The following is a 20,614-nucleotide window of genomic DNA, read 5'->3' as shown; positions in this document are numbered from 1 at the left end:
GGCCGGCGGCCCGATCTGGCATCATGAGCAAACGGAACGTTGCTCCGGTAACTATACGGAACAATGTTCCGCTTGTCTACCGGCGGCACGCGGAAGGAGTGGCACGTGGGTGAGAACGCGGGAGCCCGCGCGAAACGGGCGGACGCCCGGCGCAACGAGAAAACCCTGCTCGACGCGGCGTCGGCGGTCTTCGTCGACTCCGGGGTCGACGCACCGGTGCGCGACATCGCGACCCGGGCGGGCGTCGGCGTCGGCACGATCTACCGGCACTTCCCCACCCGCGCGGACCTGATCATCGCGGTGTACCGGCACCAGGTCGAAGCGTGCGCGGACGCGGGGCCGAAACTGCTGGCGGACAACGATTCCCCGCACGCCGCGCTCGCGCGGTGGATCGACCTGTTCGTCGACTTCCTCGTCACGAAGCACGGACTGGCCGGGATCATGCAGTCCGACCACAGCGGGTTCGAGGCGCTGCACGCGTACTTCCTGGAGCGGCTTGTGCCGGTGTGCACCGAGTTGCTCGATGCCGCCGCGAAGGCCGGGGAAATCCACACCGACCTGGAGGCGGTGCACCTGATGCGGGGGGTGGGGAACCTGTGCATCGGCGCGGAAGCCGACGACAGTTACGACGCGCGCCGCCTCGCCGGGCTGCTGATTACTGGGCTGCGGCAGGCCGAGTAAGGACGTCCTCGAACGCGCAGCCGAGTCCGCCTAGGCCGGGCCGCGCCCCTCTTCAACGCGCGGCGGGAACCTCGACCTCGTCCGGACGCCGTTCCGGACGCAGCCCCCGCCAAGCCGTATGCCGCAGCCGGCCGTCCCCCGGCGTGAGGCGGCGGTACACCACCTCGCCGACCACTTCCGGGTTCAGCCAATGTGCGCCGCGCGCCCGGTCTCGCGGCACCTGGTCGGCGAACGGGCTTGTCTTGCGCTCCAACGGAACCAGCTGCGCCTGAAGGTCCTGAAGCATCGCGTCGGTGAAGCCGGTGCCGACGTCGCCGAGGTACCGCAGCTCCCCCGAATCCGGGTCGTGCGCGCCGAGCAGCAGCGCGCCGATCGTGCCCTCGCGACGGCCCTGGCCCGGACGCCAACCGCCGAGGACCACCTCGGTCGTCTGCACCAGCGGGTGCTTGAGCCATTCCGGACTGCGCCGTCCCGGGTGGTACCGCGACGCGCGGGCCTTCACCATCAGGCCTTCGAGCATCATCTTCCGCGCGACGTCGAGCAGACCGGCCGGCGTCATGCCGTCTTCGGCGAGGTCGCTGTGCCGGTACCAGGGCGTGATCGCGACCAGCTGCCGGTTCGGCGGTTCGATCTCGGCGAGGATCTCGCGGCGCTCCTCGTACGGCGCGTCGAGCAGGCTTTCGCCGTCCAGGCTCAGGATGTCGAAGGCGAAGTACGCGACGGCCTGCCAGGTGCGGTTCTGCAGGAGCCCGAAATCGGGACGGCCGTGCTCGTCGAGGGCGACGATCTCGCCGTCGAGCACCGCGGGGCGGCCGCCGAGCGCGTCGCCGAGCGCGCCGGACAGCTGCGGGAACCTCGTGGTGAAGTCGTTGTCGTTGCGACTGGTCAGCAACGTGGCACCGTCCGGCGCGACGCGCATCGTCGCCCGGTAACCGTCCCATTTGAACTCGTAGGCGTACGCCGGATCGTCGCGCAGCGTGCCGCCGTCGGGCGACGCGAGCATCGGCTCGATCGCGGGCGGCATGCCGCGGGCCGCTTCGGACATTCGGGCACCTCCGCGCACCACCGTAAGCCGAACCCGCCGGATCCGCCGCCGTAAGATGGCGGGGTCCACGATGGAGGGGGCCAGGACCGGTGCCGAGCAAGGATTTCGAACGGATCATCCGCAAGCTGCGCGAGGTCGAACGCGGCAGCGGCCGCGACTACACGTCGTTCAGCGTGCGCGGCAAGCGTTTCGGCTACCACTGGCCGCGCACCGACACCGTCGGGCTCAAGCAGACCATCGCGGAACAGCAGGCGCTCGTCGCGGAGCGCCCGGACGTTTTCGAGGAGCAGTTCACGTCCGGCGGGTTCGGCTGGGTAGTGGTGCAACTGGGCGGCATCGAGGCCGACGAACTGGCCGAACTCGTGTACGAGGCGTGGCGGCTTTCCGCCCCCGAGGACCTGGCGGCCGAGGTTCCGCTGCCGCAGCTCTGACAATCCGGCATATCGGGTAACGACCCGGCGGGTTCCGGCGATCTTCCTCGTGTTCTGCGAGAAGGGGGTCTGCGGTGTCGCGGCGGTCGGTGCAGGTGCTGGTGGCGTTCGGCGTGCTGGCCGCGGGGGTGTTTCTGAAGTGGCTGCCGCTTTTCTCCTCCGGACCCGGTCTCAGGTGCATCCCGGGCCCGGACCAGCCCGCTTGGTGCGGCCCGTCCTACGCCAACCCTGCGGAGTGGGGCAATGTTTTGATCGTCGGAGCGGTGCTGGCGCTCCTCCACCTGCGCTACCTCGCCGACCGCAAACAGGTTCTGTGAGCCGGAATCCACATCGGACCCGGCCGCCAACCCGCCTCAGGGTGCTGCCAGCGCCGATCTGCTCCGGCAGTCCACATCGGACCGGCCTCTCGACGCCAGCCTTTCTCCGGGAAGCAGGTCCTCGGCGCTGATCGCCGACCGCGGCCCGGCCCGCACCGCCGAGTCCACATCGGACCGTCCACAAACGACAGTGCGCCCCGGCCGAAAGGCCGGGGCGCACCAGAAACTGTCACCAGGGATTGTTGTCCTGCTCGTCCGGATCGATCCCGCCCGGACGGCGGCCCTGCGGCGGCGAAGCGGGCCCGCCCGGCGCGGGCGGCGTCGCGGGCGGACGCGGCGCGCCCCCTGCGGGAGGCGGCGGCGTCTTGGCAGGCGGCTCCGTCTGCTCCTCCGCGCTGTCCTGCTGCTCGTCCGGCTCCGGATCGGGGTCCGGGAAGCGGTTGCGGAGCGAATCGAGCATGACGGCGCGGGTGTCCGGGTCCTCGTCGCCCAGGCTGCGGCCCATGACCTCGGCCACGCGGTCGGTGATGCCCGACTGCGCCTTCCGCATGGTCTCGAGCACCATCCTGGAGAGCTCCTCCGGCGGGATGGTGCGCGTGCGGGAACTGAACACCAGGTCGGACACGACCCCGTCGGCCCCGACGGTGACCTTGACGGTCCCGTCCGGGCTCGTCGCGGTCAGCCGCAGCTGTTCGGTTTCCTGCTGGGCCGCCGCGTAGCGCTCCGCCTTGCGGGCGAACCCGGCCGCCCATTCGTCCATTCGCCGGATTGCGTCGTCGGGGTCCCTGATCAGGTCGCCCAGCCCACCCGCGCTGGTCATGCTTTACGTTCTCCTCGAATCCCGTCACCCGCTCCGTTGCGGGCGGGTCTTGTCCTCGCCGCGACGGGCACCGTCATCTGTCGACGGTACCCGCCCGCCGCGGCGGCGCGAGAGCGCCACCGCCTCGCTACGCCTCGTCCGGGGAAACGCCCCGGTCGACCGGCTGCGCGGCGTCGACCCGTTGCCTCACCTGCACCGGCTCGGCAGCATCCACCCGTTCCCTCGGCTGCAAGGGCTCCGCGCTGTCGTGCCGGGCCTCCGCGGGCACGCCGTCCCGGTTGAACGGCACGTTCTGCCCGGTCGGAGCCTGCACGCCGCCGACGCGGAACCGCTCCTTGAGCTCCCCGCTGTCGGTCTTGCTGAGCATCCCCTCGGTCGCCACCTTCTTGAAGGGCTTCGACTGGCCCTCGTCGCCCTCCTGGTAGGACTTCGCGGCGGTCCGGACGTTGTCCGAGGTCGCCTGGACGCCCTCGATCGCCCCGCTGATCGCTTCCTTCGCCTTCTCGCCGGTCGGGTTGATGATCGGCGGGAGGAAAGCGCACAGCAGCCCGTACGCGTCGTCGGACATCGCGTAGTTCGCCGCCTGCGCCGCGGTGTTCAGCCGGTCCACCAGGCCGTCCAGGTGGCTCGCGTGCGCCACGAGGTCGTCGGGTTCTACACGGAACCCCTGTGCGCCTCCGCTCATCGCCGCCTCACTTCCAGTCCTTGTTCTTCCAGTCGCCGATCACCGGCGGGGCGACGACCTCGTCGGGTGCGAAGAACGACGGATCGTCCGACTCGACGAAGCTCGCGATCTTGTGTTCCTTGTCCTCCGGGCCCTTGCCGCCCTTGCCGCCGCCCATGGCTCCCATGCCGGGAGCGCCGGTCGCGCCCTTGCCGCCCGCACCGCCGGAGCCGGGGCCGCCGCGCCCGGCGACGCCTTCTTCAGCCGCGCCGGAACCGCCCGCGCCGCTGAACGCGCCGCCGGAGCCCGGGCCGCCCTTGGCGCCGCCGAGACCGCCTGAACCGCCGCCGAGCCTGCTGCTGATGCTCTCGCCGTTGACGCCGCCGACCTTGCCGATGCCGCCGAGCTTCTCCCCGCTCGGGCCGGTGCCGCCGCCGGGGAACAGCGGTTTGCCGTCCGGGCCGATCTTGCCGGGGTTGAACGGCTTCGGCTCGTACGGCTTGATCCCGCCGGGGCCCTCCGGGATCGAGGGCTTGAACGGCTGCGGCTTGTACGGGTTCGACTTGTACGGGTCGCCGTCCTTGCCGCCCGGGATGGGCGGAATGGACGGCGGGGTGAAGGTCGGACCGCTGCCGCCGGGGTTGCCGCCGCCGGGGATCGGCGGGATGTTCGGCGGGTTGAAGCCACCGCCGGGGTTGCCGCCGCCAGGGCCCGGGATGGGCGGGATGCTCGGCGGGGTGAAGCCCTGCGCCTTCGTCGAATCCGGGTTGGTGTCCGGGATCGGCGGGAACGAGCCGCCCGGCCCGCCGGTGACGCCGCCCGGCCCGCCCGTGGCTCCGCCGGGGCCGCCCTGCGGGATCTGCAGCGACGCGGGGTCGAACCTGCGCTCGGGCTGCTGCCCGCCGGGGCCTCCGGGCACCCCGCCCGGTCCGCCGCCGCCCGGTCCGCCGCCGCCCGGTCCGCCGCCGTACGGCTTGCCGTCCGGTCCGATCGGCCGTCCGTCGGGACCGATCGGCTGCCCGTTCGGGCCCACGGTGGTTCCCTGCGGGCCGATCGGCTTGCCGTCGGGGCCCAGCGGACGACCGTCCGGGCCGATGAGCTGGCCGTTCGGGCCGACCGTGGTCCCGGGCGGGCCGATCGGGTTGCCGTCGGGGCCAAGCGGACGACCGTCCGGTCCGACCTGCGGCCCGCCCGGAGAGCCCGCGCCGCCGCCGGGCTTCATCGGGGTGCCCTGCGTCATGGGCCGCAACCGGTCCGTCTCGGCGGGCAGCTTCGGCGGCTCGGCGAACCGAGGCGTCGCCACCGCCCCGCCGATCGTCTGGTCGTACCGCGTCATGATCTGCGCGGCTTGGTCCCGGGCGGCCTGCTGGTCGGTGAAGGTCTTCATGGCCGACGAATAGGCCACCACGTACGCGGCCGGGTCCCGGATCGTCATCAGGACCTTGTTCGCGTCCTGCGCCGAGAACTTCACCGGCGGGTTGGCGTTCATCGCCTTCTGCGTCTCGTTGAGCGCCTGGGAGTGGACCTCCTGCTGGCGCCCGGTGAGCGACGCGCCCTGCGCGGTGGTGCCGAGCCACTTGCCGACGTTGGCGAGGTGCACGCGCGCCGCGTCGCCGGCGTCGCCCTTCCAGTTCGAGGTGCTCGCGTTGATCGCGTCGCCGAGGTTCTTCTGGTGCGTCGCCAGCTCGTTGCCGAGGCTCACCCAGGCCTCCGAGGACTCGGCCACCCCGGCCGGGTCCGCGTGCGTGGTGATGGCGTCGATCATCTGCTCGTGCGTCGCGTTCTTCCAGTCGGTGTGCGGCGCGGCGCCCGGGTCGCGCATCTCGAGGTCTTTGCCGAGATGTTTCTTCGACTCGTCCAGGTTCCGCTGGTACATCGCCTGGATCAGCTGGTCGCGCGCCTTCCCCTGGACGTTCGGGAGCAGCCAGCCGTTGAACATGGCGTTGATCTTCGCGGTCGCGTCCTCGCGCAGCTGGTCGCCCGAGGCCACGTCGTCCGGGCGGACCGGGCCGATGTAGTACTTCGACGAGGGGTCCAGCGTCGGGTTGTAGAGCGCGGTGTTGCCCGGGTCGTAGTCCGTCGAGGACGGATCGGAGACGGACTCGGCGGTCGGTTGCTTCTTGTCGGCCACTGGTCTCCCCTTCAGCCCTGCTCTTGCGCGGTGCGGTGGATGCGCTCGAAGGTTTCCCTGGAGCTGTGCTCGCGCTCCTTGTAGTTCTTCTTCGCGAGCTTGATCGCCTCGACGTAGGTCGGGAACTCCTTGTGCGCCGCCTGCAGCTGGGTGACCAGGCCCTGCTGGTCGCGCGCGGTCTCGGCCATGTGCTTGCTGACGAACATCCCGGCCGGGCTCTTCGACATCGCCGGGACCCCGGCGATCTTCTCGATCAGCTGCACGTGCGCCTCCAGTGCGTCGAGCACGCCCTGGAGCGCGGCGATCATCTTGTCGCCGGTGCTGTCGTCCACCGCGAACGATCCGCGCTCGGCCAGCGTCTTCAGCTGGCGCGCGGGCAGCGAGAAGCCCACCGGGGCCACGGGGGCCATCCTCGCTTCCATCGCCATCGGTGCCTCGTCGGTCATCGGGACCTCGTTCTCCTCGTGAACTGTCGCCGCTTGCAGTGGAATAGTCAGTAAACCGCGGAAACCGCCTGCTGCACGGCGCGCTTGAGCTCGCGGTGCCCGGCGGGCACGTATTCCGCGGTCAAGTCGCCCGCCTCGCTGACGGTGGATTTGATCAGGTAGCGGCCGTCGGCGGTGTCGAGCCAGCCGATCGGGTCGCCGCCGCGCCGCTCGCCGTGCCGGCCCCAGCCGCTCACCGCGATGTGCCCGCCGCCGAGTCGCGGCTGCGCCAGCACGCGTTCGAGCACCTCGACCCCGCCGGGCGCGGGGCGGGAGACCCGCGGGTCCGGGCGGCGCGGCTGCACGCGCCCGCTGACCTCGATCATCCCGAACGCGTCGGTCTCTTCCTCGTCCTCGGCCGCCTCGGCCCGGCGGCGCGCGGTCATCGCCGACACCTCCTGCGAGGCCGCCTGCCGGATCGTGTGCGCGCCGGTGCTGGCCGGGCGCGCCTGGGGCAGCACCCCGGCGATCACCTCGACGAGTTCCTCGTCGTCGAAGAGCGAGAACAGCAGCTTGTCGGTCTTCGGGTCCTGCGTGATCCCGAGCGCCTGCCTGCCGTCGCTGAGCGCGACCACCGCGATGTCCGCGCCGAGGCCGTCGATCCCGCTGACCGCGACCGAGACCCGCGGCTTCGCGAGCAGCTCGAAGGCGGTGCGCACGTACGGGCTCAGCTCGTCGCCGCTGGAGAGCCTGCGCTCCTCGATCGCGTCGTTGACGATCTTCGCGATCCGCACGTACCGCTCCGGTTCCGCCGGCACAGTGCCGATCCGGAGCGGGAACTGGCGGATGTTCCCGCCGGTCGCCTCCCCGACCACCAAAGCTTCGACGACGTCGAGAACGAACTCGAACCTGTCCGCCATCCCGAGGGCATCCTTCCCACAGCCGGGTCGGGCACGACTGCCTCGACACCCGTGTGAGTGACGCCGAATTGCGTTGCCGTGCCTGGGATTCGCAATGGGGAAAGACTATCAGTCCGGCGGGGGCGGGTGATCACCACGGGGACTGCTGCCCCAATGTACCGAGGGCCGTGTCCGAACAGACACGACCTGCGGTTTCGCCGCGCGCGCCGCTTGACGCGCGGCCCGGAAGCGGCGGAAATTCCTTGATGCGAGAAAGCTGACAAAAGGCCGCCGCGCATCGCGGCGGCCCGTTGCCGTGCCCGGTTTTACCGAGTTGTTCTTCTGCCCTTCGCCGTCGTTTCGCCGGTTGGTTGCTCCACAGTGGACACGGCGTCAGGAGACGCCGCGCGCCCGCTCGATGTCCGGAGAGCGGTACATCCGCTCCGGGATCCGCGCCAGCGTCGACTCGTGCACCTGCGGCCCGAGCCCGTACAGCTTCTGGAAGCTCATGATCAGCGGCCGCCACGCGTCCGGGTCGACGTGGTCGTCGGCGCCCGGCAGCCGGATGTCGTCGTGCACGAACACCCGCTGCACGCGCACCTCCAGGCCGACGGTGCCGCCGCGCTGGGCCTCGTCGTCCTCGGCGAACGGATGCACGGACTCCAGCACGACCTCCATCGCGACCGGGCATTCGGCGACCCGGGGCGGCGCCACGGTCTCGGACGGCACCGGCGTGAGCCCCGCGCGGCCGAACTTGTCCGCGACGTGGAAGTAGCCGCGCTCCTCCTTGCGCGGCGGGACCGGATCGGATCCGGTGGTCAGCGCGAGCCGGTCGACCGCGGCGGCCATCGCCGAGGACGGCAGGTTCAGCACGCCTTCGCGCGTGCGCAGGAGGTTGAGCGCGGTCTTGGACCGGGCGCCGAGGCCGAGCATCGCGCGCCAGCCGAGCCAGAACGCCGACGACATCGGGGCCAGGTTCGCCGAACCGTCCTCATTGGACGTCGAGATCAGCACCACCGGGGTGCCGAAGTACAGGATTCCGGGCTCGATCGCCGTGTGCGTAGGAAAAGTCGTGTTCACAGCGCCCAGTCTGGCTACCGCCGCCCGTGCGTCGCTGGCGGAAATCAGCCGTCGCTGTCACCGGCGGGGAAAAGCCGTGAAGGACTCCTCGAGGGAATCTGATTCCCTCGAGGAGTCCTTCACGGACAGCTAGGCGACGCCAGCGGCGGCAAGGGCCCGTCCGGTGAGGACTCGGGCGAGGTGCTGCCGGTACTCGGCCGTGGCGTGCGGTTCTTCCGGAGGCGAAGTGCCCTCCGCGGCCAGTTCCGCCGCCTCCGCCGCGGTGGCCCCGTCGGCCAGCGCGCGTTCGGTGGCCGACGCCCGCAGCGGCGTGCCGCCCATGTTGATCAGGCCGACCGAACGTCCCGCGACCGCCACGCCGACGATCGCCCAGTCGATGGCCCGCCGGGTGAACTTCTCGAAGCCCCAGCCAAGTCCGGCCTGGCTGGGCAGCCGGATCTCGGTGAGCAGCTCGTCCGGTTCCAGCGGCGTCGTGAACGGCCCGAGGAAGAACTCCGCGGCCGGGATCCGCCGCTCCCCCCGCGGCCCGCGCGCGACGAGCGTCCCGTCCGCCGCGAGGACCGCGGCGGGCAGGTCGGCCGCCGAGTCGGCGTGCACCAGCGACCCGCCGATCGTCCCGCGATGGCGCACCTGCGGGTCGCCGACCGACCCGGACACGTGCGCGAGCAGCGGCGCGTGCTCGGCGAGCACCGGGTCGTGCTGGAGGTCGTGGTAGCGGGACAACGCCCCGATCACCACCTCGTCGCCCTCGGTCCGGACGAACTTCAGCTCCCGCAGCGGCGCGATGTCCACCACGACCTCCGGCGCGGCGAACCGGAGCTTCATCAACGGCAGCAGCGAATGCCCGCCCGCGAGCAGTTTCGCGTCCTCGCCGTGCTCGGCGAGCAGCGCGAGCGCCTCGTCCACAGTGGACGCACGCCGGTAGGCGAACCCAGCCGGGATCACTGCGCCACCTCCTGCCCGGACGCGTCGATGACGGCGCTGACGATGTTGTGGTACCCGGTGCACCGGCAGAGGTTGCCCTCCAGCGCCGCACGGGCCTCGTCGCGGGTCGGCTTCGGGTTTTCCTTCAGCAGCGACACCGTCGCCATCATCATGCCGGGCGTGCAGAACCCGCACTGCAGGCCGTGCTGCTCGCGGAACGCGCGCTGCACCGGGTGCAGGCCCTCGGTGCCCGATCCGGACGCCAGACCCTCCACAGTGGTCACTTCGTGCCCGTCCGCCTGCGCGGCGAGCACCGTGCAGGATTTCACCGATTCGCCGTCGAGCAGCACCGTGCACGCCCCGCAGGACGTGGTGTCGCAGCCGATGTTCGTGCCGGTGAGGCCCGCGGTGTCCCGCAGGTAGTGCACGAGCAGGGTGCGGTCGGGCACCTCCCCGTCGACCGTCTTCCCGTTCACCTCGATCGAGACCCGCACGTCAGTTCGCCTTCCTAGCGTCGTTCAAGGCCGTCCAGACCCGCAGCGGGGTCGTCGGCATGTCCAAGTGCGCCACGCCGAGGTGGGCGAGCGCGTCCACCACCGCGTTGTGCACCGCCGGCGTCGACCCGATGGTCGCCGCCTCGCCGATTCCCTTGACCCCCAGCAGGTTCCGGGTCGTCGGCGTCTCCATGTCCACAAGTTCGAAATCGGGCAGCTCGGGCGCGGTGACGAACGAGTAGTCGGCCAGCGTCGCCGTGGTCGGGTTGCCGTCCGCGTCGTAGCTCATCACCTCGAGCAGCGCCTGCGCGATGCCCTGGCCGAGTCCGCCGTGCCGCTGGCCGCGGAAGGTCAGCGGGTTCACGATCGGGCCCGCGTCGTCGAGCGCGACCAGCCGGCGCACCTCGACCTTGCCGGTCTCGGTGTCCACCTCGACGACCGCGAGGTGCGCGCCGAACGGGAACGTCGGGGCGCCGTCGCCGAACCAGACGTCGGCGGTGAAGCCTTCCGCCTCGGCGGCGACCCTGGCCCAGTCGAGCGTCGTGCTGGACGGCGCGCCGCGGACCTGCCAGACGCCGCGTTCGACGTCCAGCTCCAGGTCGTCCGGCGCGGCTTCGAGCAGTTCGGCGGCGACCTGACGGGCCTGCGCCACGACCTCCTCGGCCGCCTGCCGGATCGCCGAACCGCCGAGCTGCAGCGACCGCGAGCCGAACGTGCCGATCGCGCGCGGGACCTCGTCGGTGTCGCCGTGCCGCACGGTGATCTTGTCCATCGGCACGCCCAACTGGTCCGACAGCAGCATCGCCAGCGACGTCCCGAGCCCCTGCCCGTGCGGGGAACTGCCGGTCCACGCGGTGACCGAACCGTCCGGGTGCACGTCGACCCGCCCGCTCTCGCCCGCCGCGTCGCCGCCGGTGATCTCCACGTAGGAGGCGATGCCGAGCCCCAGCGCCACCGGGTCCCCGGCCTCGCGGCGCTTCCGCTGTTCCTCGCGCAGCCGCGCGTATCCCGCCGCGTCGAGCACCTTGTCGAGCGCCGCGGCGTACTCGCCGGTGTCGTAGGAGCCGCCGGTCGGTGTCTGATAAGGGAATTCCTCGGGCCGGATGAAGTTGACCCGCCGGACGTCGGCGGGGTCCATCCCGATTTCCGCGGCGAACAGATCGATCGCGCGCTCCACCGCGGCGGTCGCCTCCGGACGGCCCGCGCCGCGGTAGGCCGCGATCGGCGTCGTCGTGGTGACCACGCCGCGGCTGCGCGTCTGCACCACCGGGAAGCGGTAGACGCCCGGGGCCATCATCTCGGTGAGCGTCGGCAGGAACAGCGCCCGCGGGTACGCGCCGGTGTCCTGGAGGACGTCGAGCCGGTACGCCAGCACGGTTCCGTCGCGCTTGCCGCCGATGGTCACGGTGTTGCGCTGCGCTCGGCCGTGCGTCATCGAGGTGAGGTTCTCGCTGCGCGACTCGGCCCACCGCACCGCGCGACCGGCGCGCCGCGACGCCCAGGCGAGCAGCACCGCTTCCGGATCCGCGCCGATCTTCGCGCCGAACCCGCCGCCGACGTCCGGCGCGATGACCCGTACCCGGTCCTCGCCGATGCCGAGCCCGCCGGCCACGATGCTGCGGCCGATCTGCGCGTTCTGCGTGGAAAGCCACAGCGTGACCCGGCCGTCCTCGCCCCACGCGACGGACGCGCCGCGCGGCTCGACCGGAGCCGGGGCAACGCGCTGGTTGAGGATGTCCTCGGTGACGACGACTTCGCAGCCCTCGAACACCGAATCGTCGAACTCCTCCGGGCCGTTCGAGTGGACCACGTTGCTGCCGTGGTCCGGGAACACCAGCGTCTCCCCGGCGAGCGCGGTGTCGAAATCCGCGACCGCTTCGAGCGGGTCGTAGTCCACATCGACCAGTTCGGCCGCGTCGGCGAGCTGGTACCGCTCCTCGGTGAGCACCAGCGCGACCGGCTCGCCGACGTACCGCACGACGTCCTTGGCCAGAAACGGCTCCGCGACCGGCCCGGCCTTGCCCGGTCCGATGTCGAGGTCCGCCGCCGTGTAAACGCCGACGACGCCCGGCGCGGTGCGGGCTTCCTCCACATCGATCCCGGCGATGCGCGCGTGCGCGATCGGGCTGCGCACGAAAACCGCGTGCACGGCACCGGCGAGCGCTTCTTCCTTGAGGTCGTCGACGTACGTTCCGCCCGCGGTGATCAGCTTCTCGTCCTCGACGCGCACCACCCGGGTGCCGACAATGCTCATCTGTCCTCCTGCTCGGGTACTCCGCCGACTATGCCCGTTCGTGCGGCTGCGCGTCAGTCTCCATTGGTTTGTCGCGCCGAAGCCGCGGTGCGGGAGCGACCCGGCTCAACCCGAGTAAGCCTGCCAAGCCAACACCGCCGCCAACGAAAGACCTCCCAAGCCGATCGCGATCCGCAACGGCGTCGCGGGCAGATAACGCACCAGCACCGAGCCCAGCCACGACCCAGCCACCGAACCGAGGCACACTGCGATCGCCGCGGGCCAGTAGACCTTGCCGGTGAACGCGAAGACCAGCGCGGCGATCAGGTTCGCGGTGCCGGTGGCGATGTTCTTCGCCGCGTTCGTGCGCGCCAGCGACTGGCTCCACACCGTCGTCAGCAGCGCGAGCATCAGCACCCCGGCCGCCGCCCCGAAGTACCCGCCGTACACGCCGACCAGGAACGCGGCGATCCCGGTGAGCGGGCCGATCCCGCGGTGTTCGCGGTGCTCGGCCATCCGCCGCAGCCGCGGACCGGCCATCAGCACGACCGACGCGCCGCCGATCAGCCACGGCACGACGACGGTGAACGCGTCCGGCGAGCTGACGAGCAGCACAAGCCCGCCGCACGCCCCGCCCGCCGTGGTGATCAGGCACAACGGCAGCAGCTGGCGACGTTGGCCCTTCAGCTCCGGGCGGGCGCCGACGGCGGCCCCTGCGGTCGTGCCCAGCATTGCCACCGTGTTGGTCATGTTCGCGACGACCGGCGGCAGCCCGGCGGCCAGCAGCGCCGGGTACGACACCAGCGACGCGAGGCCCGCGGTCGCGCCGGTCAGCCCGGCCCCGACCCCGGCCAGCACGAGAAGCAGGAATCCGCCGGGGCCAGTGATCACGTTGTCATCTCAACACGGCGGTCTGGGCGTCTTCCGGCGGGGGACGCCATGGTGACCGCAGCCGATAGTTGTCCCTGTGCGGCTCTGACCCTGCATCCCTTGGGTGCCGAGCGCTCGGCGCGGAGCCGGATTGCCCCCATGCTGCCAGCGCCAGCAGCGTGCCGAGTGCGCGGCCAGCCATCACGGTCCAGGTTCCCGGGCTACCCGTCGGCGGCATTCGCCTGGCGCTTTGCCGTTCGGTGGCCGGTCCGCGCTCGTATCGGCGCGTCTCGCTGGTTCAGCGTGCGTGGCGAAAGGTCACTGCCCTGTCTCTCGGGCCCGGACTTCGTGCCCGTACCGGTCGGTCTGTTTGTGAACGGTCGCCGGTGTTTCCGGTGCGGGCCATACCGAGATCAGGTAGTGCTCGTTGGGGGTGTCGGCGCGCGAGTGGGGGGCGATGTCGCGGCCGCGGGCGTGCACCCGCACCCGGTAGGTGCCAGGTCCCACGTAGGCCAGTTCGTCAAGTTCCCGCGGCGGGCCGTCCATCATGTTGTGGACGAGGAGGAATCCCTCTTCGCTCTCCAGCGACACCTCGGAGACCTCGTCCCAGCCGTCGAGTTCGACCGAACCAGGTTCGGCGTCGAGCACGTCCAAGGTCACGGTGACCCTGCCCGTCGCGGTGCCGGTGAGGACGGACGCTCCGCCGGAATCCACCCCGACGAGACCGTTGGCGTAGGCAGGGCCCAGCCCGGGGACCTCCGCGCCGTAGTCCGTGACGGAGAAGTGCCCGTAGTCCACGTACAGCTCAGCGGTCGCTGTCCGCACCGGCTTGCTCATGCGTTCCTCCTGGCCTCGGCTAGACAAGCGTCGGTGCTCTCGCACCGCGTTTCGCGAACCCAGCTTTCCGTGCGTCACGAGGGGCCCGGAATTGTTCCGCCGGCGGGCGGCGTGTCTGCCGTTGCCCGGACGATGCAGGCGACCTCGCCCTGCGAGCCGAACTCGTGGTTCTTGATCTTGGCTAGCACGGTCTGGCAGTCGTCGGTTGTGGTGAAGATGAAGGACGGCCCGACTTGAGGGGGCTGGTCCGTGTCCGCGGCCGGGGCCGTGCTTCCGGCGGGCGCGGCGTCGGCGGCGCCGAACTGCAACAAGGAGAACACCAGAAACGACACGACGCCGGCCGCCGCCTGCCGCACGAAAAGCAGCCGTCTTCGCCCTGGTCGAAAATTGTTCCGCACTGAACAGATCCTTTCGTTGCTTTTATCGCATTGAGCCGGGAAGTTCCGCGCTCACAGTTCATGCGAGACCAGCATGGCCCGACTCGGCTCGATGTCCTCGCCGCGCAAAGTCGCCGACAATTTCCGTCAACGAACTCCTGCCGACCGGCGCGATCAAATTACAAGCACGTGTCGACAGTGCGCAATCGCATCGGACTCCGTTCGCCTGTCCTGCCCGCGCGGGCCGACTGTTCCCGGCCGCCCTCCGACGACAAGTTCCGCCGCCGCGGCGGACATGCCCCAGGACCTCGTCAGTGACGATTCCTTCGGCCAGTCCGGCGATCAACGCAGTCACAGCCATCCGGGTCCGCGCTACCCCGCCGGGCCGTATAGGGCGTTATACAATCTCGTCCGCCGTTGTCCGAAACCGGACGGGATCGACCCGGAGGGTTGCCCGGGTGCTCGGCCGCCGCAGAGAATCCGCGTTGACAAGGTTGTCAGCGACCCTGGAGGACGCGGGATGGACGGGTTCACCCGGCGGCAGGCGCTCGGTCTCGCGGGTGCTGGCGCCGCGCTCCTCCTGACCTCGGGGACAGCGCGAGCGGTGCCCCGGTCCGCGCCGGATCCCGTCGCTGCGACGTACCTGCGGGTCCTCCTCCGGCACACCCGCTGGGCCGAGCAGCAGTTCGACCGGGCGGCCGGGATCTACCCCGCCCGCGACTTCACCTTCGCGGTCGTCCTCGGCAACGCCCTCCTGCTCACCCGCGACGGTTACGACGCCGCCATCGCCGGGGTCGACCGCGAAACTCTCCGTGCGCACACTCTCGCCACCATCAAGCACTTCGCCGCTTCGAACCGGCTCACCGGCGGCACCGAGTGGGGCCGAAAACTGTTCTTCGACACCACTTTCCAGTCCTACTTCCAGCTCGCCGTCCGTCTCTTGTGGACAGAGCTGGACGCCGCGACGCAACGGAACGTCGAGCGCATCGCCACCGAACAGGCCGCCTACACGACCAGCCTCGGCACCGGCAACGACCCCGCCTCCGGCGACTGGACGCCCAATGGCCTGCGCGGCGGCTACGTCGGCGACACGAAGCTCGAAGAGATGGGCGTTTACGCGCAGTCGCTCGCCCCGGCGCTTGCCTGGGCGCCGAACGATCCGCGCGCTCCCGAATGGCGCGCGGCGTTCGGTTCCTGGAGCCGCAACGAGGGCGGCCTGCCCGCAGCTGATCTGGCGAATCCCCGGCTGGTCGACGGAAAACCGGTCAGCGACAACACCGCCACCAATCTGTACGACACGTTCCTCGTCGAGAACCACGGCTCGTTCGGCCCGCACTACCAGGAAGAACTCTGGCGCACGTCCGGCCGCAACGCGATGCACTTCCTCGTCGCCGGCGTCCCGCTGCCGGAGGTGCTCACCGCGCAGCCCAACGGCGAACTGCTGTGGCGCACCATGCTCCTGATGACCAGCGACGCGGGCGAACCATTGATGCCGATGGTCGCCGACCGCGAACACCTCTACGGCCGCGACGTCATCCCGCTCGCTTTCCGCGCCCAGGTGCTCGGCGACCGCTACGCCGCCTACGCCGAGTCCCAGCTGGCCGCGCGGCTGGAGCCGTACCAGGCGTACCCGCCGGTCGACCGGATCACGAAGTTCTCCGGCGAACCCAAGTACGAACCGGAAGCCCGCGCCGAACTCGCCATCAGCTATCTGCTGCACGAATGGCGCGCCGATCACGGAGGCCCGACCAGTGCGGTGCGCAAGGAAGAATTCGACGCCCACGCCGTTCGCGCCGCCGATTTCGGCACCGGGCCGGGGCTGCTGGCACACCGCTCCCCCGCCGCGTGGGCCGCGACCGTCAGCAAACCCGGTTTCGTGAAATTCGCCTGGCAGCCGAACCACGACGACTGGCTGTTCGTGCTCGGCGGAGCGAACCCGATGCTGCTGCCCGCCACGAACATCGCCGTGCGCGAACGCCATGCCACGACGTATCGGAAGGTCCGCGACGGATTCGACGGCACCGTCGGCGTCCTGCGGTTCGACACCGGGTACGCCGCGCTCGCCACTCTTCCCACCGGTGCCGCGGTCTACGCCAGCACTGGTGTCGCGGCGGATGAAGGCGTGCTCAACGTCTACAACCTTGCCATGCCAGGCGTTCCCGGCCTCGACGGCGACCGCACCTACACCGCCGCCGAGGGTTCCGTGACGCTCCCGGCGCAGTCCGGGTCGACCGGTGCCCGCACTGATGAATTGGGCTTCGCTCCGGTGACCGCACGGCACGTACGGATGCTTGGCGTACAGCCGGATCCGCAGTACGGCTACTCGCTCTGGTCGTTCGAAATCCACGACGGCGACGGGCCGGACCTCGCCCTGACCAGAACTGCGTCCGCGTCGTCAGCCGCGCCGGGCAAGGAGGCGAAGTACGCCACCGACGGCAACTCCGCGACGCGCTGGGCAGTGTCCACATCGGACCGCCCGCGCGCGGACAGCTGGCTGGCCGTCGATCTCGGGACACCGCAACGGTTCAGCAGTGTGCGCCTGAGCTGGGAGGCCGCCGCTGGACGGAAGTACCGGATCGAAACCTCGTCCGACGGTGCCACGTGGACCCCAGTCGCGATCTACCCGACGCCCGCGCTGCACAGCACCGGCGGCTGGCTCGACATCGACGGCCGGGCCGGGATCGTCGTCACCAGCCCGAATCCGCTCACCGTCACGAGCGACCACGTCACGCTTTCCGCCGGTCCGCCCGCGCCGCTGCTGGCCGAGCTGTATCCCGGCCGCGCGAACCTGCCGAAGCTCGCTCAACGGGCCCGCGCCACCGCAACCGGAATCCACGCGAGCGTCACGGACGATTTCCTAGTGCTGGCAAACCTTTCCGCCACCGCCGTGTCCGGAACGGCCGCGCTGCCACAGGATCGCACCGCGCTGCTGCTGTACCGAGGCGCGCAGAAAGTCACCGCGTCCGGCAGTTCGTTCAGCTACGAACTGGCTGCTGCCGAAGGCCGGATCGAACCGCCCCGCTTCACCGTGCGCGGCATGTCCGGCACCGCCGTACCGCCCGGCTTGACCGCCGTCGTACACGACGCCAGCCGCGTGGATCTGACCGCACCGCCGGGGCTGCTCCCGACAGTCGTGACCGTGACCCCGACGGGCGGCCGTCCGCGCACAGTCGCCCTGCCGCCGCGCCACACCGTGCCCGTCGTCTTCGCCGGAACGCGGCCGTACCCGCTGAACGACCGCGCGCTCGGAGCCGTGACTTTCCCGGCCGAACCGCTGCCGCCCGGGATGACCAGCCCGGACGCCGCCGTCGACGACAACCCGGCGACAGCCTGGCAACCCGGCCCCGGCGGCCGGTTGGTGGTGGACCTCGGCGCACCGCTGCCGATCGCGACCGCCGAACTCGCCTGGACGGCTGGACGAATCCCCGCCACCGTCGTCGAGACCAGTACCGACGGCGTGACCTACACCGAGACAGCCCGCCCTGACCGAAAACGCACCGTCTCCGTCGCACTCACCAAACCGGTCCGATTCCTAGCCATCCGCACCCTGGACTGGCGGCCAGGAGACGCCAACCTCACCCGCGTCTCCGCCCTCACACCGCCAACGGCGTGACCTACACCGAAGCTGCCCGTCCCGACCGAAAGCGCACCGTCTCCATCGCACCCGCCAAACCGATCCGATACCTAGCCATCCGCATCCCCGCCCTCACACCGCCGAACTAGCCGACCAGTCCTCGAACGGCAACGCGAGCGTGTGCCCGGACTGCTCGGCTTTCGCCCGCAGATACCGGACGTTGTTCTCGTTCGCGAAAACCCCGGTACGGAGCTGTTCGCGCACGGCGAGGCCGTGCCGGGCCAGCTGCGCGGCCTTGTCCGGGTTGTTCGACAGCAGATCCAGCCGCTGAACGCCGAACACGGTGAGCATTTGCGCGGCGGCGGTGTAGTCGCGCGCGTCTTCCGGCAAGCCGAGCGCGGCATTAGCCGCGTAGGTGTCCAAACCGGAATCCTGCAACGCGTACGCGTCGAGCTTGTTGTACAGCCCGATTCCGCGGCCTTCCTGCCGCAGGTAGAGCAAGTACCCGCCGACCTCGGAAATCCGCGCGACCGCCTCCTCCAGCTGCGGGCCGCAATCGCAGCGCGCGGATCCGAACACGTCGCCGGTGAGGCACTCCGAATGCAGCCGCACCAACGGCACCGGACCGGGTTTCCCCAGCACGAAGGCAAGGTGCTCGAGCCCGTCGGACAGCCCCGTGAACGTGACCGCCTCCGAGGGCACCGCCGGTCCGTCGCCGAACCGCAGCGGGATCCGCACGCGGGTGCGCACCTGTGGAACAGTCGTCATCGGGCAACTCCTTTCCCCCTGAACGATTCCGACCCTACCCAGAACCACCGACAGAAACGCGTTCCCGGAGTGCGGCCGAGATCACGTAGGCTCGCGGGCATGGCCGACCGCCCGGAATTGTTCGTCCCCGAAACCGATCCCGCGCAGCTCCGCGACCTGCGCGCCCGCCTGCACACGACCCGCTGGCCGGACGCCCCGGAGGACGGCTGGGCGCTCGGCGCCGACGTCGGCTACCTGCGCGAACTGATCACCTATTGGGCGGACGAGTTCGACTGGGCGAAGCAGGAGGCCGCGCTCGCGCAGCTGCCCCGCTACCGCGTCCGGCTCGGCGAATCGCGGATCCACTTCGTGCACGCCCGCGCGGTCGCGCCGCGCGGCCCGGTGCTGCCGCTCGTGCTGACCCACGGCTGGCCGGACTCGTTCTGGCGCTATTCGAAGGTCATCCCGCTGCTCACCGACCCCGGCGCGCACGGCGGCGACCCGGCGGACGCGTTCGACGTCGTCGTCCCGGACATGCCCGGCTACGGCTATTCCGACTGTCCCACCGGCCCGGCACCCGATTCGATCGCCGTCGCCGGATTGTGGGCCGAGCTGATGACCGTGCTCGGCTACCCGCGCTTCGCCGCGGCGGGCGGCGACATCGGCAGTGGCGTCAGCCGCTTCCTCGCCCTCGACCACCCGGACCGGGTCGTGGCCGTGCACCGGATGGACGGCGGACTGCCCGTGGTCGTCCCGGACGACGTGACGCCCGAGGAGCGCGAATGGCTCCAAGACGTCACGGCCTGGGGCGCGACCGAGGGTGCGTACGCCGCGATGCACCGGACCAAACCGCAGACCGCCGCTGTGGGGTTGACCGATTCGCCCGCCGGGCTGGCCGCGTGGATCGTGGAGAAGCTCCGCGCCTGGAGCGACTGCGATGGAGATGTCGAGCGCGCCTTCACCAAGGACGAGATTCTCACCAACATCACCATCTACTGGCTCACCGACACCATCGGCTCAGCCATGCGGATGTACCGGGCCAACGCCGCGATCCCGCCCGAGCAGTACGCCCGGCGGGTCGAAGTGCCGTCGGGATTCTCGCTGTTCCCGGCTGATCTCGTCCGCACGCCGCGTGCGTGGCTCGACCGGACGGCGAACACGGTCCGGGTCACCGAACCGGCGCGCGGCGGGCATTTCGCGCCGTTCGAGGAACCCGAGTTGTACGCGCAGGAACTGCGGGACTTCTTCCGTCCGTTCCGGACCGCTTAGCTGCCCCAGGTAGACGGCATCCACTCGTCCGCCCCCACCGGCGGCAACGCAGGCGACAGCAACGCCAGATCCGGCGGAACCAGCACCGCTGCCGAAACCAGCGCCGCCACCAGATCGTCGTCCGCGGACCCCGGCCGGAACCGGAACCGCACCGAATCCAGCACCGCCGCCACGACTTCAGCAGTCCAGCCGCCATCGGGATCCAGCATCGACAACCGGCGCGCCGCCAGCGAAACCGGCACCGGACGCGGCCGTTCCTCCCGCCGCAGGAACCCCCGCGCGACCATCGCGAGCACGAGCCGTTCGTCCGGCCGCAGCCGCCCGGCCGGGGTCGGCGTCGGCGTCCCGTCGGCGATCCGCACCTCCAGCACGTGCTCGCGGTCCCCCGAACCCCGCGCGTACACCGGGAGATAGCCAGGCGGCAGCGGGACCGGCGCGGCTCCGGCGAACAGCAACCGCGACCGCGGCAGCCGCAGCGGGACCTTGCCGGTCGCCCGCACCCACCACCGGCCCGCGAGCCGCTCCAGCACGCCGTGACAGCGGCTGACCCGCCGGTCGTCCTCGCCGAGCGGCACCGTCACCTCCGCGGTGTTCCGCCCGAACGTGACCGGCCCGCGCGCCGCCGGCGGCACCAGGACTCCCCCCGCGCGTCCCAGCACCACCAGCGTGCCCGGCGGCGACGCGAACCCGAGCGCGAGGCTCGGGTGTCCCGCGGGCAGCGTCCGCATCGCCTCCCCTGCCACGGACACCCCCCGCGGAGCCGCTGCCGACCCCGGCCGGGCGACCGCGACGGCCC

Annotated in this window: 19 protein-coding genes and 1 pseudogene; 5 read left to right on the top strand and 15 right to left on the bottom strand. The window is 71.0% G+C overall.

Features of this window, described 5'->3' with window-relative positions; genetic code table 11:
• Positions 1 to 105 precede the first annotated feature (105 nt).
• Complete coding sequence (locus ABZX37_RS34215) at positions 106 to 681, top strand: helix-turn-helix domain-containing protein (RefSeq protein WP_354746663.1); 576 nt, start codon at positions 106 to 108, stop codon at positions 679 to 681.
• A gap of 52 nt (positions 682 to 733) precedes the next feature.
• Here ABZX37_RS34215 and ligD read toward each other — a convergent pair whose 3' ends face one another.
• Positions 734 to 1,726, bottom strand: a complete 993-nt coding sequence (gene ligD / locus ABZX37_RS34210; protein WP_354746661.1) for a non-homologous end-joining DNA ligase — start codon at positions 1,724 to 1,726, stop codon at positions 734 to 736.
• 89 nt (positions 1,727 to 1,815) lie between these two features.
• Here ligD and ABZX37_RS34205 point away from each other — a divergent pair, with 89 nt between their 5' ends.
• Both ABZX37_RS34205 and ABZX37_RS34200 read left to right on the top strand, forming a co-directional pair.
• Complete coding sequence (locus ABZX37_RS34205) at positions 1,816 to 2,157, top strand: MmcQ/YjbR family DNA-binding protein (RefSeq protein WP_354746659.1); 342 nt, start codon at positions 1,816 to 1,818, stop codon at positions 2,155 to 2,157.
• A 74-nt stretch (positions 2,158 to 2,231) separates the two neighbouring features.
• Entirely contained in the window at positions 2,232 to 2,474 is a 243-nt protein-coding gene (locus ABZX37_RS34200; protein ID WP_354746657.1) for a hypothetical protein, read from the top strand.
• Positions 2,475 to 2,703: 229 nt separating this feature from the next.
• Here the strand turns inward: ABZX37_RS34200 and ABZX37_RS34195 are convergent, their stop codons facing one another.
• The 12 genes and pseudogenes from ABZX37_RS34195 to ABZX37_RS34140 form a co-directional block, all read right to left on the bottom strand.
• A complete protein-coding gene (locus tag ABZX37_RS34195; RefSeq protein ID WP_354746655.1) occupies positions 2,704 to 3,294 on the bottom strand; it encodes a YbaB/EbfC family nucleoid-associated protein in 591 nt (196 codons plus the stop codon).
• A gap of 385 nt (positions 3,295 to 3,679) precedes the next feature.
• Positions 3,680 to 3,979: pseudogene (locus tag ABZX37_RS34190) on the bottom strand (type VII secretion target); the annotation flags it as partial.
• Between the two features lie 7 nt (positions 3,980 to 3,986).
• The gene (locus tag ABZX37_RS34185; protein ID WP_354746653.1) at positions 3,987 to 6,089 is read right to left on the bottom strand and encodes a hypothetical protein; all 2,103 of its coding nucleotides are present in this window, start codon (positions 6,087 to 6,089) and stop codon (positions 3,987 to 3,989) included.
• Between the two features lie 11 nt (positions 6,090 to 6,100).
• Entirely contained in the window at positions 6,101 to 6,535 is a 435-nt protein-coding gene (locus tag ABZX37_RS34180) for a hypothetical protein (RefSeq protein WP_354746651.1), read from the bottom strand.
• A gap of 47 nt (positions 6,536 to 6,582) precedes the next feature.
• Positions 6,583 to 7,434 (bottom strand): ESX secretion-associated protein EspG, encoded by an 852-nt coding sequence (locus ABZX37_RS34175; protein ID WP_354746649.1) that lies wholly within the window; start codon positions 7,432 to 7,434, stop codon positions 6,583 to 6,585.
• A 372-nt stretch (positions 7,435 to 7,806) separates the two neighbouring features.
• The gene (locus ABZX37_RS34170) at positions 7,807 to 8,493 is read right to left on the bottom strand and encodes a flavin reductase family protein (protein ID WP_354746647.1); all 687 of its coding nucleotides are present in this window, start codon (positions 8,491 to 8,493) and stop codon (positions 7,807 to 7,809) included.
• A gap of 129 nt (positions 8,494 to 8,622) precedes the next feature.
• Positions 8,623 to 9,438, bottom strand: coding sequence for a xanthine dehydrogenase family protein subunit M (locus tag ABZX37_RS34165; RefSeq protein ID WP_354746645.1), 816 nt, complete (start codon positions 9,436 to 9,438; stop codon positions 8,623 to 8,625).
• Entirely contained in the window at positions 9,435 to 9,911 is a 477-nt protein-coding gene (locus ABZX37_RS34160) for a (2Fe-2S)-binding protein (RefSeq protein ID WP_354746643.1), read from the bottom strand. The genes ABZX37_RS34165 and ABZX37_RS34160 overlap by 4 nt, the downstream gene beginning before the upstream one ends.
• A 1-nt stretch (position 9,912) precedes the next feature.
• Entirely contained in the window at positions 9,913 to 12,165 is a 2,253-nt protein-coding gene (locus ABZX37_RS34155; RefSeq protein WP_354746641.1) for a xanthine dehydrogenase family protein molybdopterin-binding subunit, read from the bottom strand.
• 105 nt (positions 12,166 to 12,270) lie between these two features.
• The gene (locus tag ABZX37_RS34150) at positions 12,271 to 13,035 is read right to left on the bottom strand and encodes a sulfite exporter TauE/SafE family protein (protein WP_354746639.1); all 765 of its coding nucleotides are present in this window, start codon (positions 13,033 to 13,035) and stop codon (positions 12,271 to 12,273) included.
• A 297-nt stretch (positions 13,036 to 13,332) separates the two neighbouring features.
• Positions 13,333 to 13,851, bottom strand: coding sequence for a hypothetical protein (locus ABZX37_RS34145; RefSeq protein WP_354746637.1), 519 nt, complete (start codon positions 13,849 to 13,851; stop codon positions 13,333 to 13,335).
• Positions 13,852 to 13,925: 74 nt separating this feature from the next.
• Complete coding sequence (locus ABZX37_RS34140) at positions 13,926 to 14,249, bottom strand: hypothetical protein (protein WP_354746635.1); 324 nt, start codon at positions 14,247 to 14,249, stop codon at positions 13,926 to 13,928.
• 499 nt (positions 14,250 to 14,748) lie between these two features.
• On the opposite strand from ABZX37_RS34140, the gene ABZX37_RS34135 reads away from it, so the two are divergent.
• Positions 14,749 to 17,841, top strand: coding sequence for a discoidin domain-containing protein (locus ABZX37_RS34135; protein WP_354746633.1), 3,093 nt, complete (start codon positions 14,749 to 14,751; stop codon positions 17,839 to 17,841).
• A 93-nt stretch (positions 17,842 to 17,934) separates the two neighbouring features.
• On the opposite strand, the gene ribA is transcribed toward ABZX37_RS34135, so the two are convergent.
• The gene (ribA, locus tag ABZX37_RS34130) at positions 17,935 to 18,570 is read right to left on the bottom strand and encodes a GTP cyclohydrolase II (protein WP_354746631.1); all 636 of its coding nucleotides are present in this window, start codon (positions 18,568 to 18,570) and stop codon (positions 17,935 to 17,937) included.
• A 99-nt stretch (positions 18,571 to 18,669) separates the two neighbouring features.
• Between ribA and ABZX37_RS34125 the strand changes: the two genes are divergently transcribed.
• Positions 18,670 to 19,818: an epoxide hydrolase family protein gene (locus tag ABZX37_RS34125; protein WP_354746629.1), complete on the top strand. Its 1,149-nt coding sequence runs from the start codon at positions 18,670 to 18,672 to the stop codon at positions 19,816 to 19,818.
• On the opposite strand, the gene ABZX37_RS34120 is transcribed toward ABZX37_RS34125, so the two are convergent.
• The gene (locus tag ABZX37_RS34120) at positions 19,815 to 20,546 is read right to left on the bottom strand and encodes an FHA domain-containing protein (RefSeq protein ID WP_354746628.1); all 732 of its coding nucleotides are present in this window, start codon (positions 20,544 to 20,546) and stop codon (positions 19,815 to 19,817) included. The two genes, ABZX37_RS34125 and ABZX37_RS34120, sit on opposite strands and share 4 nt — an antisense overlap.
• Positions 20,547 to 20,614 lie beyond the last annotated feature (68 nt).

The organism is Amycolatopsis sp. NPDC004079 (genome assembly GCF_040610415.1).
In the GTDB taxonomy this organism is placed as follows: Bacteria; Actinomycetota; Actinomycetes; order Mycobacteriales; family Pseudonocardiaceae; genus Amycolatopsis; species Amycolatopsis halotolerans.
This window is presented reverse-complemented; position numbering and strand designations above follow the sequence as displayed.